This is a genomic window from Acidovorax sp. GW821-FHT09A11 (genome assembly GCF_059418365.1).
The window spans coordinates 421,493-435,609 of the sequence record NZ_JBWKPS010000004.1; the positions used below are offsets into that span (position 1 = coordinate 421,493).

Annotated in this window: 14 protein-coding genes; 5 read left to right on the forward strand and 9 right to left on the reverse strand. The window is 67.3% G+C overall.

The genetic code is table 11. The features are described from left to right. Positions 1 to 16 precede the first annotated feature (16 nt). The 4 genes from AC07PV_RS12995 to AC07PV_RS13010 all read right to left on the reverse strand — a co-directional run bounded on the left by AC07PV_RS12995 (position 17) and on the right by AC07PV_RS13010 (position 5,097). Positions 17 to 1,054: a bifunctional nicotinamide-nucleotide adenylyltransferase/Nudix hydroxylase gene (locus AC07PV_RS12995; protein ID WP_218293396.1), complete on the reverse strand. Its 1,038-nt coding sequence runs from the start codon at positions 1,052 to 1,054 to the stop codon at positions 17 to 19. Between the two features lie 106 nt (positions 1,055 to 1,160). Continuing rightward, positions 1,161 to 2,861 (reverse strand): NAD+ synthase, encoded by a 1,701-nt coding sequence (locus AC07PV_RS13000; RefSeq protein ID WP_494630447.1) that lies wholly within the window; start codon positions 2,859 to 2,861, stop codon positions 1,161 to 1,163. 129 nt (positions 2,862 to 2,990) lie between these two features. Next, a complete protein-coding gene (gene pncB / locus AC07PV_RS13005) occupies positions 2,991 to 4,193 on the reverse strand; it encodes a nicotinate phosphoribosyltransferase (protein ID WP_494630448.1) in 1,203 nt (400 codons plus the stop codon). Positions 4,194 to 4,239: 46 nt separating this feature from the next. Continuing rightward, the gene (locus tag AC07PV_RS13010) at positions 4,240 to 5,097 is read right to left on the reverse strand and encodes a cysteine hydrolase family protein (RefSeq protein WP_494630450.1); all 858 of its coding nucleotides are present in this window, start codon (positions 5,095 to 5,097) and stop codon (positions 4,240 to 4,242) included. 157 nt (positions 5,098 to 5,254) lie between these two features. On the opposite strand from AC07PV_RS13010, the gene AC07PV_RS13015 reads away from it, so the two are divergent. Then, positions 5,255 to 5,956 carry an NUDIX hydrolase gene (locus AC07PV_RS13015; RefSeq protein WP_370628114.1) on the forward strand — a complete coding sequence of 234 codons (702 nt, stop codon included), beginning with the start codon at positions 5,255 to 5,257 and terminating at the stop codon, positions 5,954 to 5,956. A 208-nt stretch (positions 5,957 to 6,164) separates the two neighbouring features. Then, positions 6,165 to 7,409: a diguanylate cyclase gene (locus AC07PV_RS13020; protein ID WP_218340357.1), complete on the forward strand. Its 1,245-nt coding sequence runs from the start codon at positions 6,165 to 6,167 to the stop codon at positions 7,407 to 7,409. 84 nt (positions 7,410 to 7,493) lie between these two features. Here AC07PV_RS13020 and AC07PV_RS13025 read toward each other — a convergent pair whose 3' ends face one another. The 3 genes from AC07PV_RS13025 to metK all read right to left on the reverse strand — a co-directional run bounded on the left by AC07PV_RS13025 (position 7,494) and on the right by metK (position 9,600). Then, a complete protein-coding gene (locus AC07PV_RS13025) occupies positions 7,494 to 7,946 on the reverse strand; it encodes a hemerythrin domain-containing protein (RefSeq protein WP_218293402.1) in 453 nt (150 codons plus the stop codon). A 59-nt stretch (positions 7,947 to 8,005) separates the two neighbouring features. Next, entirely contained in the window at positions 8,006 to 8,191 is a 186-nt protein-coding gene (locus tag AC07PV_RS13030) for a DUF1328 domain-containing protein (RefSeq protein ID WP_494630452.1), read from the reverse strand. 227 nt (positions 8,192 to 8,418) lie between these two features. After that, positions 8,419 to 9,600 (reverse strand): methionine adenosyltransferase, encoded by a 1,182-nt coding sequence (metK, locus tag AC07PV_RS13035; RefSeq protein WP_218340355.1) that lies wholly within the window; start codon positions 9,598 to 9,600, stop codon positions 8,419 to 8,421. A gap of 132 nt (positions 9,601 to 9,732) precedes the next feature. On the opposite strand from metK, the gene AC07PV_RS13040 reads away from it, so the two are divergent. Together AC07PV_RS13040 and AC07PV_RS13045 are read left to right on the forward strand one after the other, a co-directional pair. Further along, positions 9,733 to 10,587: a lysophospholipid acyltransferase family protein gene (locus tag AC07PV_RS13040; protein ID WP_492244412.1), complete on the forward strand. Its 855-nt coding sequence runs from the start codon at positions 9,733 to 9,735 to the stop codon at positions 10,585 to 10,587. Then, on the forward strand, positions 10,584 to 11,450 hold the full coding sequence (locus AC07PV_RS13045) for a lysophospholipid acyltransferase family protein (RefSeq protein ID WP_218293406.1): 867 nt from the start codon (positions 10,584 to 10,586) through the stop codon (positions 11,448 to 11,450). The genes AC07PV_RS13040 and AC07PV_RS13045 overlap by 4 nt, the downstream gene beginning before the upstream one ends. 120 nt (positions 11,451 to 11,570) lie before the next feature. On the opposite strand, the gene AC07PV_RS13050 is transcribed toward AC07PV_RS13045, so the two are convergent. Together AC07PV_RS13050 and yihA are read right to left on the reverse strand one after the other, a co-directional pair. Continuing rightward, entirely contained in the window at positions 11,571 to 12,476 is a 906-nt protein-coding gene (locus AC07PV_RS13050; RefSeq protein ID WP_218340353.1) for an alpha/beta fold hydrolase, read from the reverse strand. A 49-nt stretch (positions 12,477 to 12,525) separates the two neighbouring features. After that, positions 12,526 to 13,269: a ribosome biogenesis GTP-binding protein YihA/YsxC gene (gene yihA, locus AC07PV_RS13055; RefSeq protein WP_218293408.1), complete on the reverse strand. Its 744-nt coding sequence runs from the start codon at positions 13,267 to 13,269 to the stop codon at positions 12,526 to 12,528. 72 nt (positions 13,270 to 13,341) lie between these two features. On the opposite strand from yihA, the gene AC07PV_RS13060 reads away from it, so the two are divergent. Next, on the forward strand, positions 13,342 to 13,971 hold the full coding sequence (locus AC07PV_RS13060) for a c-type cytochrome (protein WP_218340352.1): 630 nt from the start codon (positions 13,342 to 13,344) through the stop codon (positions 13,969 to 13,971). The last annotated feature ends 146 nt before the right edge of the window (positions 13,972 to 14,117 follow it).

Sequence of the window (14,117 nt, forward strand, 5' to 3'; positions counted from 1 at the left end):
ATGCGGCCCTGCGCCGTCAGTGCAGTTCCGTCAGCCCCAGGAAGTGGTCCAGCATGTGGAAGTGGTCTTCAAAGAACTCCTCTTCCAGGCCCGCCAGCTGGCCGATGGGCGTCCACTGCACCAGCATCGCGTCGTCATCGGCCTGCACCACGGGAAACGGCGCGTCCCCCAGATCGAAGTAGTGCGCGTGCGTGAGCGTGCGCCCGCGCTGGCTGCGGTCGGGGTGGTCGAACACGGCCACCGACTGCAGGGCGGCGCGCATGGTGGCCTCGGGCAGGTGGCAGTGGGTTTCTTCCACCAGTTCGCGCAGGCACGACTGCCACACGGTCTCGCGCTGTTCGATGAAACCGCCGGGCACCGCCAGCTGGCCCTTGCCGGGGGCGTGGGCGCGGCGGATCAGCAGCACATGGTCGCGGCAGCGCAGCACGGCGTCCACCGTCACGAACACGGGCGGATAGGGCGCGGCCGCCCAGGCCTGGCGGTAGCCGCGCAGCATCCGCCACTCCTGCTGCAGCGCCAGGTAGTGCGGGGTCTGCGCGAACTGGACCAGCGTGGCCAGGGTGCTGGGGGGCATCTGGTTGGCCAGGGGGGCGAGGGCGGAGGGAACGGTGTCGGGGCTCGCACCAAACCAGGCGTCGCGGATGGCCGTGGCGTCGATGGGGCCCTGGCGCTCCACATGGATGAGCTCCCAGCCGGGGAACGCGCTCAGGTAGCCGCTGGTGGCGTCCTTGAAGTGGCCCACCAGCCCGGTGCGCGCATTCGGTGCGGTCAAACGCGCCACACCCTGGCGCACGGCCTGCACCCACACGGCCTCGTTGTAGTAGTCGCGCATGGGCAGCACCTGCACGCGGCTGCGGTCGGCCTCGGGCAGCGCCATCAGCAGCATGGCTTCGCGCTCCTGCCACGTGAAGGGGTTCTTGGGCGAGCGCGCCTGCCAGGCCGAGCCCACCACCACGATGACCTGCTGCGCGCTGTCGAGCGCGCGCCGCAGCAGCGCGATGTGGCCGTTGTGCACGGGTTCAAAACGCCCGATGTAGATGGCGGTATCGAGCATGTGTCTCCATTGCTGGGTTGGATTTTTGAGATTTTTTGGCCGCTGGCGCTTGTCCATCAAGCACCAGTAGCTATCTTTTTTGTAGTGATTTTATCTGATCGATGGTTCATGCATACCGTGCCGCAATCGGCATCTGCCGCCCGCTGCCAAAGGCCCGGGCCCGCACGCGCACGATGGGCGGGGCCTGGCGGCGTTTGTATTCGTTGCGCGCCACCATCATGCGCACGCGCTGCACCAGCGCCCGGCCGGCTTCTTCCTGCTGCAGCTGCGCCACGAAGGCCTGCGCGGCCGCATGCTCGGCGCTCGACAGGCGGTCGCCCTCGATCAGCAGCTTGAGCACTTCGTCCAGCACCGGGTAGGGTGGCAGGCTGTCCACGTCGCGCTGGCCGGGCGCCAGCTCGGCGGACGGTTCCTTGTCGATGATGGCCTGCGGAATCAGCTCGCGCCCGGCGTGTTCGTTGACATGGCGCGCAAGCGCGAACACCTCGGTCTTGTACAGGTCGCCGATCAGGCCCAGCCCGCCGTTGGTGTCGCCATACAGCGTGCAGTAGCCCACCGAGATTTCCGACTTGTTGCCGGTGGTGAGCAGCAGGTGGCCGAAGGCGTTGGAATACTCCATCAGCACCGTGCCACGGATGCGCGCCTGCAAATTTTCAAGCGGCAGGCCCGCCAGCGGCGGGCCAAAGCTGGCCTCGAACTGCCGCGCGTAGCCCGCCACCAGATCGGCGATCGGGTGCGTGAAGAGCTGCACGCCCAGGTTGCGGCACAGCGCCACCGAGTCATCGACCGAGCCGCTGCTGGAATAGCGCGAGGGCATGGTGATGCCCACCACGTTCCCGGGTCCCAGCGCCTCGGCCGCCAGCGCGAGGGTGAGCGCGCTGTCGATGCCGCCCGAGCTGCCCACCACCACCTGCGTGAAGCCGCAGCGCCGCGCGTAGTCCGAAAGGCCCAGCACGATCTGCTGGCGGTAGAAATCCATCGTGGGCAGGCCCTGCTCCGGCACGGGCGCGGGGCGTGCGCCTTCCGCCGTGAAGAAGCTTCCGCCCTCGAACCGGAGCGTGCGCACGTCCTCCACGAAGCGTGGCGCCTCGAAGACGATGCCGGCCTCGGGCTCGGCGGCGAACGAGGCGCCGTCATACACCACCTGGTCGTGCCCGCCCACCTGGTTCACATACAGGATGGGCAGGCCGTGCCGGCGCGAGGAGCCGCCAAAGATCTGGTGGCGCTGTTCGCGCTTGCCGATGTGGCTGGGGCTGGCATTGATGCTCACCACCAGGTCGGGTGCCGCGTCGCGCATGCGCTCGAAGGGGTTCGTCACGTAGTCGGCGCCGTGGTCGTTCCAGCCGTCCTCGCAGACCAGCAGGCCCACCTGGGCGTTGCCAATGCGCAGCACCTTGGCCACGTCGGGCCCCGGCTCGAAATGGCGGCGCTCGTCAAAGATGTTGTAGGTGGGCAGCAGCTGCTTGGCGTATTGCAGGCGCACGGTGCCGCCCTGCAGCACCAGCAGGCTGTTGTGCAGCCGCTTGCCGGGGCCGCGCGCGGGCATGGGCGCACCCACCACCCAGTGCAGTTGCGGCAGCCCGGCGGAGGCCTGCTGCAGCGCGGCCAGGCCGGCCTCGATGCGCTGCTGGAAGGCGCTTTCCTCCAGCATGTCGCCGGGGTAGTAGCCGCACAGCGACAGTTCGCTGAACACGATGAGGTCGGCCTGTTCGCGCGCCGCCTGCTGCGCGGCGGCCACCATGCGGGCCACGTTGCCCTCGATGTCGCCGACGGTGAAGTTGAGCTGGGCGATGGTGATGCGGAGCATGGTGTCATTCATCCTAAGGTTCGATTTCGTCGGCAGCCGCCGACACGGGCGCAGCCCATGCCAGGGACGCCGAGCAAGGGCCGCCCCGCAGTGAGGGCGTCGTCTCCCCGGAGGAAGGCGCGAAGCGACTCAGGGGGTTTCTTGTGCAATGCTGAAGACCTGGCGCAGGTATGCCAAGTATGTTTCATCGTCGCACAGCGTCTTGCCGGGCGTGTCCGAGAGCTTGGCCACGGGCTGGCCGTTGGCGTGCGTGAGCTTCATCACGATGTTGAGGGGCCTGTGGTCTGCGCCCATGTCGTTGGTGAGGTTCGTGCCAATGCCAAACCCGAGCTGCGTGCGGTCGCCAAAGTGGCGGTACAGCATGAGGGCGCGCTCCAGGTCGAGGCCATCGGAGAACACGAGCCGCTTGGTGTGCGCGTCGATGCGCAGCCTGGCATAGTGCGCCAGCGCCTTTTCGCCCCAGGCCACCGGGTCGCCCGAGTCGTGGCGCAGGCCGTCGAACAGCTTGGCGAAGTACAGGTCGAAGTCGGCCAGGAAGGCGTCCATGCCCACGGTGTCGGTCAGCGCGATGCCCAGGTCGCCCCGGTACTCCTGCACCCAGTCCTCCAGCGCGGCCTTTTGAAAGTCGCGCAGCCGCACGCCCAGCGCCTGGTAGGTTTGCAGGTATTCGTGCGCCATGGTGCCGATGGGCACCAGGTTCAAATCGCGCGCCAGCAGCACGTTGCTGGTGCCCTTGAACCACTGGGGTGTCTGCTCTGCAAATGTCTTGACCACCTCGCGCTGCCAGTCGCCGCTGTAGCGGCGGCGCAGGCCGAAGTCGAACAGCTCGAAGGGGTGGCGCAAGGTGGCTTGCCGGGCCAGGTCCTGCAACCGCTGTACCTTGGCGGCCAGGCGCTCGCGCCCGCTGGCCAGTGCTGCTGCCGCGTCGAAGCGTCGAAAGTACAGTTGGTTCACGATGGCCAGCACGAAGATCTCGAAGCCCATCACATGCACCTGGGGGCCGCGGGCCACGATGGTCAGCGTGTCGCCCTCGGCCCGCGCCTCGATGAAGTTGCGCTGGAACTGGAAGAGGCGCAGGAAGTCGACGAAGTCGCTCTTGATGAAGCGCAGGCTGCCCAGGTAGTCGAGCTCGCCCTTGGTAAAGCGCAGCGAGCACAGGTGGTCCAGCTCGGCGTTCACCTGCGGCAGCAGCTCGGCCAGCGGGTACAGGGGCTGGTTGCGGCACACGAAGCGGTATTCGCTTTGTGTTTGCGGATGGCGGTGCAGCAGGGCCTGCCACATGGTGAACTTGTACAGGTCGGTGTCGAGCAGGCTGGTGATGATGCGGGTCATGATGATGCTCCTGTTTTTATAGTTTGTTGCGCTTGTTCCGCAAGCGCTAGAGGCCGATTTCCGTGCTGGTGGCCAGCTGTACGCCCTGCGCGCGCATGGCGTCGAGGAAGGCCTGGTGCTGCGCCTCGAAGCCGCCCACGGGGCTCATGCAGTCGGTCAGCAGCACGATGTGGCCGGGCCGGGCGCCCGCCGCCTGCAGGCGGGGCAGGTGCTGCACGATGTGTTCGGTGGTGGCGCGCACGCAGTGGCTGCTGGCCTCGCCAGCGATGAGGAGCAGGTCGGCGGTGTCGAGCGCCGCGAGCAGGCGGGTGTTGAGGGCGGTGTCCGGGTCGGTGGCATCGACCACCTCGGCCTGGATCGCGCTGTAGTGCTCGGTCCAGGGGTTGGTGCCCTTGAACACATGGTGCACCGCGCGCTGTCGCTGCAGCTGCCAGTCGCCGCAGGCGGCCAGCACGTCGGCATGCACGCCGTGGCCCCAGCTGCCGATCTCGCAGTGCACCGGCCAGACCATGAGCGTGTAGCGGCCCTGGGCTTCCAGCGCATCCAGGTAGGCCAGCGTGCGCGGCAGTGCGGCGGCGCTGCGGGGGGTGAAGGCGCCGCTGCGCACCTGGGCCGCCGTGATGGGCGTGAAGGGCGCGACGGCCGACCCGTCGGCCTGCTGCCAGAAGCCGGGGTGGGCGATGTCGAAGCGCTGGTGCGAATCGAGCGTCACCGTGATGGCGTCGAGCCGCCCCGCCTGCGCGCGGATGAAGGCGGCCGCGCGCTGCAGGTCGGCGTGGGCGCCAGCCACGGGCAGGCTGGGCATCGTGCGGGTGCCGTCCGGCTGGCGGGGTTGCCAATCGGCCGGCAGGTCGCAGAAGTCGTTTTGCGGGTCGATCACCAGCAGCTGGATATTGCGGGCCATGGGCTTCTCCTTCGGTATGGAGGCAGTGTAGGTTTGTTAGGTTAATAATGCAACTAACTAATGTGAAACCTCATGTTTCCGCTGTGCGCCAGCGGCCAGCACGCAAGCGCTTGGGGTTTGCGCCGCCCGGTGGTAGCCTCGTTCGTATATCTCTGCAATGAACCATGTGCCTTCCCCCATGAACGACGACAGCGCCTGTGCCGTGATCTGCACCGTGGATGTGGTGCTGCTGACCCTGGAAGAGGGGGTGCTGAAGGTGGCCCTGGTGCGCCGGGAGCACGCGCCGTTCGCCCAGGCGCTGGCGCTTCCGGGCGGTTACATCCACGCTCAGGACGATGTGGACGCCCAGGCCGCCGCCGCCCGCGTGCTGCGTGCCAAGGCGGGCCTGGAGAGTCCCTATCTGGAGCAGCTGGCCACCTTCTCGGGCGCGGTGCGGGACCCGCGGGGCTGGTCCCTGGCAGTGGCGTACTGTGCGCTGGTCCCGCCCGGGACGCTGGCCCAGGCGGAGGGCCGTGTGCAGCTGGTGGCCGTGGACGGCGGCCTGCCGCCGTTGCCGTTCGACCACCGCCAGATCGTCGATGCCGCCGTGTTGCGCGTGCGCAGCAAGAGCCAGTATTCGTCCATGCCCGTGCACCTGTGCGCCGAGCCCTTCACGCTGCCGCAGCTGCAGGCGGTCTACGAAGCCGTGCTGGGCGAGGCGATCAACAAGGTGAGCTTTCGCCGCAAGATGGACGAGCTCGCGATGCTGGAGGCACTGCCCGGTGCCCTGCAGACCGGCGGCGCCCACCGGCCCGCGCAGCTGTACCGGGTGCGTCACGCCTACCGGCGCAGCCTGTCGCTGAGCGCACGGGGGCTGTAGCGCCCTGGCGGCGGCGGCGCGCACGCACGCACGAACGAACGAACGAACGAACGAACGAACGAAAAAGTTGGACCGCGCCGGGGAAATCTGGCACAAACGCAAACTTTGTGTCCCACGAAGGGTGGGTGCGCGCCGGCGGGCCGGGAGGGCCGCCGCCGCACCGCCAACAACAACAAGCCGGCCCGACGCTGGCGCCTGAGGGTCATCCATGTCTTTGCGGCTGAAATTCAATCTGGTGCTGGCGGGTGTGCTGCTGCTGGCGGTGGTGGGGGCGGGGCTGTACGTGCACCGATTCCTGCAGCAGTCGGCGATCGAGGAGGTGCAGCACAACTCGCAGATCATGATGCATGCGGCCATGGCGATCCGCGACTACACCACCGAGCTCGTCAAGCCGCATCTGGACGTGACGCTGGCGGAAAAATTCCTCCCCCAGACGGTGCCAGCCTATGCCGCCACGGAGACCCTGCGTCGCCTGCAGAGCCGCTTTCCCGGGTATGAGTACAAGGAGGCGGTGCTCAATCCCACCAATCTGCGCGACCGCGCCACGGAATGGGAGGAGCGCATCATCGGCGACTTCCGCGAAGGCCGCGCGGACCTCAAGAAGGAGGTCTCCGGCGAGGTGGGCGAGGGCATGCACCGCGCCCTGTACGTGGCCCGCCCCATCACCATCAAGCAGGCCCAGTGCATGGCCTGCCACAGCACACCGGCCGTGGCGCCCCCCACCATGCTCAAGGTGTATGGCGACAAGAACGGCTTTGGCTGGGGCATGAACGAAACGGTGGGCATCCAGGTGGTGAAGGTGCCGATGTACTTCCCGCTGGAGAAGGCGCGCCAGACCTTCTATACCGTGATGGGCGCGCTGCTGGGCAGCTTCGTGCTGCTGTTCGTGGTGCTGAACCTGTCGCTGTCCTCGCTGGTGATCGAGCCCATGGCGCGCCTGAACCGCAAGCTCGAGGACCTGGCCACCAAGGACTTCCTGACCGATCTGGTCAACCGCCGCCGCTTCTTCGAACGGCTGGAGACCGAGATGGCCGACACCCGCATCAAGAAGAGCCACCTGTCGGTGGTGATGTTCGACATCGACTTCTTCAAGCGCATCAACGACACCTTCGGGCACGATTCGGGCGACGTGGTGCTCAAGAGCACGGCACTGCGCGTGCGCGAACTGCTGCGCTCGTCCGACTGCGCGGCGCGTTTCGGCGGGGAGGAGTTCATCATCCTGCTCAAGGAAACCCCGGTGGACGCCGCCATGGCCATGGCCGAGGCCGTGCGTGCCCGCATCGCCGGCGCGCCCTTCGATTCGGTGGGCCATGTGAGCGCGAGTTTTGGCGTGGCGACCTGGGACCATCACGAAGACGCCCATGCCCTCATCAAGCGCGCGGACACCGCCCTGTATGTGGCCAAGTCCCGGGGCCGCAACTGCGTGGTGCAGGCCGAGGAAGCGGTGGCCTGAGGCGCTGATCACGTTCCCCCGCGGGGGCGCGACGCGCAATTCACGCACTGTCTTCACATGGGGTGAGAAGGGTGCCGTCGCCGCTCAGGCAGTCGTCGTCTTTGCTTCTTCGTAGGTCGCCAGGTATTCCTTGGCCAGCTGCATCTTCTGCTTTTCGGTCAGCAGCTTGCCGGCCATCTGGAAGAATTTGTGTTCCTCTTCTTCCAGGTGGTGCTCGACCTTCTCGGCCAGTTTTTTGGCCAGCGGCAGCCAGGCGGGCGTTGCGGGGTCGGCATCCTCCAGCGATTCCACCAGTTCATCGAGCTGGTGGTGTTCGGAGATCGCGTGGCGGGATAGATCAACGCCCGCATCGTGCGCCATCAGCGGAATGTAGAAATGCCGCTCCTCGGCCAGCTCGTGCGCCAGCAGTTCTGTCTTGAGCTGCTCGAACAGGTCGTGCCGCTCGGGCGTGTCGCCGCTGGTATCGACCAGCTGCTTGCACAGCGCGCGCTGCCGTTCGTGGCTTTCGCGCAGCGCTTCAAAGATGTTGAGGGCCATGGGATTCCTGATTTCTTTTCTTGTGCGTGGATCGTGGGGGTGCAACCAAGCCGTGGCGGCTACTTCAGCGCCTTGCGCGCGGCGCCCACGCCCACGGCGGCGAGGACCACGAACACCACGGCGATGATCAGGAAGATCACGAACAGCACTTTGGCAATGCCACCGGCGCCGGCAGCCACACCGGTGAAGCCCAGCGCGCCTGCAACCAGGGAAATCAGGGCAAAAATGATGGCGTACTTCAGCATGATGGTCGCTCCTTGCGGGGGTTGAAGAGCAGCCCGGGGCTGCGTGAGGGTGTGCAGGAACGATACCGGTGGGGCGGGTGCGCGGCCGTCAGCCCGGGCGGGTTGCCGCTGTAGGAGAGGGCCCCTGGGCGCGGCTGCCAGACGCAGCGCGAAAAAAAGCCGCAACGCCTGGGCGTTGCGGCTTGGGGCCGGGGAGGGCTTACGGCGCGTGATTCGCGCGGTGGGTTTTACAGCCCTGCTGCTGCGCGCAGTGCCGCCGCCTTGTCCGTCTTTTCCCAGCTGAATTCGGGCTCTTCGCGGCCGAAGTGGCCGTAGGCCGCCGTCTTTTCGTAGATCGGGCGCAGCAGGTCCAGCATCTGGATGATGCCCTTGGGTCGCAGGTCGAACTGCTCCTTCACCAGCGCGGCAATGCGCTCGTCGGAGATCACGCCCGTGCCTTCGGTGTAGACCGTGATGTTCATCGGCTCGGCCACGCCGATGGCGTAGGCCACCTGGATCTGGCACTGGCGCGCCAGGCCGGCGGCCACGATGTTCTTGGCCACGTAGCGGGCGGCGTAGGCGGCCGAGCGGTCCACCTTCGTGGGGTCCTTGCCGCTGAAGGCGCCGCCGCCATGGGGGCAGGCGCCGCCGTAGGTGTCCACGATGATCTTGCGGCCTGTGAGGCCGCAGTCGCCCTGCGGGCCGCCGATGACGAAGCGGCCCGTGGGGTTGATCAGGTAGCGGGTGTCCTGCAGCCATTCCTTGGGCAGCACGGGCTTGATGATCTCTTCGATGATGGCTTCGGTGAACGAGGCCTTCATCTTGGTTTGCGTTTCGCTCTGGTCGGGGTGGTGCTGGGTGGAGAGCACCACGGTGTCGATGCTGTGGGGCTTGCCGTCCACATAGCGCATCGTCACTTGCGACTTGGCGTCGGGACGCAGGAAGGGCAGGCGGCCGTCCTTGCGCAGCTGGGCCTGGCGCTCCACCAGGCGGTGCGCGTAGTAGATGGGCGCGGGCATCAGCTCGGGCGTCTCGTCGCAGGCGTAGCCGAACATCAGGCCCTGGTCGCCGGCGCCGGTGTTCAGGTGGTCGTCGGACGCATGGTCCACGCCCTGGGCGATGTCGTTGGACTGCTTGTCATAGGCCACGAGCACGGCGCAGCCCTTGTAGTCGATGCCGTAGTCGGTGTTGTCGTAGCCGATGCGCTTGATGGTGTCGCGCGCCACCTGGATGTAGTCCACGTGGGCGTTGGTGGTGATCTCGCCGGCCAGCACCACGAGGCCGGTGTTGGTCAGCGTTTCGGCGGCGACACGCGAGCGGGGGTCCTGCTTGAAGATCGCATCGAGAATCGCGTCCGAGATCTGGTCGGCCACCTTGTCGGGGTGGCCTTCGGAGACGGATTCCGAGGTAAAGAGAAAGTCGTTCGCCATTTGAATAAACTCCTGTGTTCCGGCATTTGGGGCGTTGCCCTCACCCCGAAGGAGCTTTGGCGAACGCTTTAGCAGATTTATTTAACGTCGCCCTGCAAGTTGCTCATTTAACTCAGCGACCCATCCATTTTAATGCCAGTCGTCTTCCGATTCTTTTCCGTATTTCCGCTGTGGTTGCTGCACATCATGGGCGCGGCCATGGGCTGGGTGGCGTTCGCCGCCTCGCCCACCTACCGGCGCCGCTTCCTGGCCAATGTGGCGCTGGCGGGTTATCCGTTCGGGGCCGTGCGCGCGGCCGTGGCCCATGCGGGGCGGATGGTGACCGAGCTGCCCCGCCTGTGGCTGGGCGCGCCCATGCCCTGCCGGCTGGAGGGAGAGGCCTGCGTCGAGGCGGCCTACGCGGCCGGGCGCGGCATCGTGTACCTCACGCCCCACCAGGGGTGCTTCGAGCTGTCGGCGCAGGCCGCGGCCCGGCGCTGGAGCGCCGAGCGCGGGCCCATCACCGTGCTGTACCGCCCCGCGCGCCAGGCCTGGCTGGCCAAGGTGATGGAAACCGCGCGCAACCGGCCCGGCATGCTCGCCGTGCCCACCACGCTCGCGGGGGTGCGCCAGATGATCAAGGCCCTGCGCCGGGGCGAGGCCGTGGGCCTGCTGCCCGACCAGGTGCCGCCCGAAGGGCAGGGCCACTGGGCGCCTTTCTTTGGCCGGGACGCCTACACCATGACCCTGGCCGTGCGCCTGGCCCAGCAGACGGGCGCGGCCGTGGTGCTGGCGCGCTGCGAGCGCCTGCCCTGGGGCCGGGGTTTCGTCACCCACTTCGAGCCGCTGGCACAGCCGCTGTCCGACCAGATCGACGTCGCCGTCCTGCAGATCAACCAGGCCATGGAACACCTCATCCGCCAATGCCCCGAACAGTACCTGTGGGGCTACGCCCGCTACAAGCAGCCGCGCGCTGAGTCCGCCGCGGCGCCCGAGGTGGCCGCATGACGGGCCGCCTGGGGGTCTGGTTCATGCGCGTGCTGGCGCGCCTGCCGCTGCCGGTGCTGCGCGGCATGGGCTGGCTGATCGGCCGCATCCTGTTCGTGCTGGCCGGGCCGCGCCGGCGCGTGGCGCTGCGCAATCTGGCGCTGTGTTATCCCGATGCCAGCGAGCAGCAGCGCCGTGCCTGGGCGCAGGAAACTTTCGTGGTGTTCTGCCAGTCGTGGCTGGACCGCAGCTGGCTGTGGTTCGCGCCCCGGGATGTGGTGCTCGAGCGCGTGAAGCTGCGGGGAGCGCTCAACGAGCTGGAGGGCGACACGCCCACCATCATCTTCGCGCCGCATTTCTACGGCATGGATGCGGGCGGCTCGGCGCTCACGCTGCACACGTCGCGCGCGTTCACGTCGATCTTCTCCACCCACCCGGACCCGGCCGTGGATGCCTGGTTCCGCGAGGGGCGCCAGCGCTTTGGCGACGTGCGCATGCTCAACCGCAACGACGGGGTCAAGCCCATCATCGCCAATCTGCGCAAGGGTGGCCTGCTGTACCTGTTGCCCGACATGGACTTCGGCCGCAACGACTCGCTGTTCGTGCCGTTCTACGGCATGCAGGCCGCCACCGTGCCGTCGCTGTCGCGCTTTGCGCGGCTGGGGCGGGCCAAGGTGATCGCGATGGTCACGCGCCTCACGCCCACGGGCTATGTGGCCGAGATCTCGCCTGCCTGGCCCGGCTACCCCACCGACGACGTGCAGGCGGACACCGCCCTCATGAACGCCAATCTGCAGCGCTACATCGATGTGTCGCCCGGCCAGTACTACTGGGTGCACAAGCGCTTCAAGACGCGGCCCGAGGGCGAAGGCTCGGTGTACTGAATGAAGCGAGGCGCAGCCGGCTCCTGCTGGCTGGCCGCTCGCGGGCGCGGACAGGCGGGGCACCCGTTGTCACTGGGTTCAAACAGGCTGCAGCGCTTACGCTTCAAGCGCTGACAGCTATCATTTTTGCTGCAAAAAGTGCCGCAGCTCCATCGCCACGCGCTCGGGGTGTTCGTGCACGACCCAGTGCGAGGCCTGCTCCACGCGGTGCAGCTGCAGTTGGGGAATCCAGCCCGGCAGGCCGTCGAGCAGCCCGGGCAGCAGGGCCGGGTCGTCCATCGCCCAGAGCACCAGGGTCGGCACGGCCACGGTGAGCATGCTGTCCGGCAGGGTGATCGCCTGCACGCTGTCGTCGCCCTCGCGGGGTGGGCGCAGGGGGCTGGCGCGGTAGTAGTTGCAGGCACCGGTCAGGCCCTGCTGCCACAGGGCGCGGTACTGGGCGCGCACGCTCTCGGTGAGCCAGGCGGGGGCGCGGCCGTCCGGTGCGTCGAAAAAGCCGAACAGGCGGCGAAAATCGTTCTCGGCCAGCAGCGCCTCGGCGTCCGGGCGGCAGAGAAAGTGCATGTACTGGCTGGCGGCCTGCTGCGCGGGGCTGTGCTGCAGCTCGCGCAGGAACGTGCCCGGGTGGGGCGAATTGATGATGGCCAGGCGCTTCATCAGCCCCGGCTGCTGGTTGGCCAGGTTCCAGGCCACGGCCCCGCCCCAGTCGTGCGCCACCAGGCATTCGAGCGGGCCGCCCGGGGACTCGGCCGCGATCAGGGCCGCGAGGTCCTGCACCAGGTGTTTGGCGCGGTAGGCCTCGGCCTCGGCCGGGCTGCTGGAGGGCCCGAAGCCCCGCAGGTAGGGTGCGATGCAGCGGTAGCCCCCGTTCTCAGGCCGAGCGAAGTGCAGCAGCAGTTCGTCCCAGATGAAGGCGCCTTCCGGGAAACCGTGCAGCAGCAGCAGCACCGGGCGGCCGGCCACGCCGGTCACGCGGCAGTGCAGGGTGATGCCGTGGGGCAGGGTGACGGAGCGGGTCTGGATCATGATGCTATGAATTGAATAGCTAACAGCGCATGACAGACAAGCGCCACGCCTAATTTTGCTGAGAATCCTCAGGGGCTTCCGGTGCGGCGGTGCCGTCGGGCGCTGCTGCGGGGGCGGCCGGCTGTACCGGGTGTGCCCATTGCCACAGCAGCTGCGCCACCTCGTCCACGCCTTGTTTCTTGAGGGCCGAGAACATCTTCACCTCTCCACCGCCCGCGTTCAGTCGCGTAATCGACAGCACCTTGGCCTGCTCGGCGCGGGTGAGCTTGTCGGCCTTGGTCAGCACGATGAGGAACTTGAGACCCTCTTCGACGCGCGGGCGCACCACTTCCAGCAGGGCCTCGTCCAGCTCGGTCAGGCCCAGGCGCGGGTCGCACAGCAGCACGATGCCCGTGAGCCCGGGGCGGCTGACCAGGTAGTTCACCATCACCTGCTGCCAGCGCACCTTGTCCGAGCGCGACACGGCGGCGTAGCCGTAACCGGGCAGGTCAGCCAGCACCGCGTCCATCACGCCCTGCTTGCCCAGGGAAAACAGGTTGATGTGCTGGGTGCGCCCGGGTTTCTTGGACGCGAACGCGAGCTGCTTTTGCTGGGTGAGCGTGTTGATGCAGGTGGATTTGCCCGCATTGGAGCGGCCCACGAAGGCGATTTCAGGCACGTCGATGGGCGGCAGATGGTGCAGCTGCGCGGCCGTGGTCAGGAACTTGGCCGTGTGCATCCAGCCCATGGCGGTCTTGGCGTCAGGTGCGGGCGGAAGGGAGCCAGCAACTGGCGCGGTAGGAGATGTCGTCATGGGGAATTGGGATGCGAGGGAGCCTCATTGTAGAATCGCGAGGTTTTGCGCACATAAACACAGACCCTCGATATGAAGTTGCTCGCCTCCTTGCTGACGGCTGCCGCACTGGCAGCACCTGTTATTTCGGCCTTTGCGGCGGGCGATGCCCCCAAAGCGGCCAAGCCGGATCTCGTCAAGGGCGAGGCCAGCTACACCGCGGTGTGCGCCGCCTGCCACGGCGCCGATGGCAACTCGGCCATCGCGGCCAACCCCAAGCTGTCGCAGCAGCACCCCGAATACCTGGTCAAGCAGCTGCAGGAATTCAAGTCCGGCAAGCGCAACAACGCCGTCATGAAGGGTTTCGCCAGTGCCCTGTCGGATGACGACATGCGGAACATCGCGTACTGGGTGACCGCCAAGCCCGCGAAGGCCGGCTTCGCGAAGGACAAGGACCTCGTCGCCCTGGGCGAGCGCATCTACCGTGGCGGCATCGCCGACCGCCAGATCGCTGCCTGCGCGGGCTGCCACAGCCCCAACGGTGCCGGCATCCCCGCGCAGTACCCCCGCCTGTCGGGCCAGCACGCTGACTACACCGTGGCACAGCTCAACACCTTCCGCGACGGCTCGCGCGCCAACAGCATCCAGATGACGCAAGTGGCGGCCAAGCTCAACGACAAGGAAATCAAGGCCGTGGCCGACTACATCGCCGGCCTGCGCTGAGCGATTTGATTTTCGTCAATCTTGTGGCCCGAAAGACCGGGCCGCACGGAACCTACCGCCAATAACAATCCCAAAACGGGCGGGCCCATCGCACAGATGGTCCCGCCCTTTTTCTTTCTTTCGCGCCCCGAAGCCCACGTTTCCAT

Bases quoted from the DNA above. Each gene is read 5' to 3' on its own strand.
- AC07PV_RS12995 (WP_218293396.1), bottom strand. From the start codon at position 1,054: ATGCTCGATACCGCCATCTACATCGGGCGTTTTGAACCCGTGCACAAC.
- AC07PV_RS13000 (WP_494630447.1), bottom strand. From the start codon at position 2,861: ATGCTCCGCATCACCATCGCCCAGCTCAACTTCACCGTCGGCGACATC.
- pncB (WP_494630448.1), bottom strand. From the start codon at position 4,193: ATGACCCGCATCATCACCAGCCTGCTCGACACCGACCTGTACAAGTTC.
- AC07PV_RS13010 (WP_494630450.1), bottom strand. From the start codon at position 5,097: ATGGCCCGCAATATCCAGCTGCTGGTGATCGACCCGCAAAACGACTTC.
- AC07PV_RS13015 (WP_370628114.1), top strand. From the start codon at position 5,255: ATGAACCATGTGCCTTCCCCCATGAACGACGACAGCGCCTGTGCCGTG.
- AC07PV_RS13020 (WP_218340357.1), top strand. From the start codon at position 6,165: ATGTCTTTGCGGCTGAAATTCAATCTGGTGCTGGCGGGTGTGCTGCTG.
- AC07PV_RS13025 (WP_218293402.1), bottom strand. From the start codon at position 7,946: ATGGCCCTCAACATCTTTGAAGCGCTGCGCGAAAGCCACGAACGGCAG.
- AC07PV_RS13030 (WP_494630452.1), bottom strand. From the start codon at position 8,191: ATGCTGAAGTACGCCATCATTTTTGCCCTGATTTCCCTGGTTGCAGGC.
- metK (WP_218340355.1), bottom strand. From the start codon at position 9,600: ATGGCGAACGACTTTCTCTTTACCTCGGAATCCGTCTCCGAAGGCCAC.
- AC07PV_RS13040 (WP_492244412.1), top strand. From the start codon at position 9,733: ATGCCAGTCGTCTTCCGATTCTTTTCCGTATTTCCGCTGTGGTTGCTG.
- AC07PV_RS13045 (WP_218293406.1), top strand. From the start codon at position 10,584: ATGACGGGCCGCCTGGGGGTCTGGTTCATGCGCGTGCTGGCGCGCCTG.
- AC07PV_RS13050 (WP_218340353.1), bottom strand. From the start codon at position 12,476: ATGATCCAGACCCGCTCCGTCACCCTGCCCCACGGCATCACCCTGCAC.
- yihA (WP_218293408.1), bottom strand. From the start codon at position 13,269: ATGACGACATCTCCTACCGCGCCAGTTGCTGGCTCCCTTCCGCCCGCA.
- AC07PV_RS13060 (WP_218340352.1), top strand. From the start codon at position 13,342: ATGAAGTTGCTCGCCTCCTTGCTGACGGCTGCCGCACTGGCAGCACCT.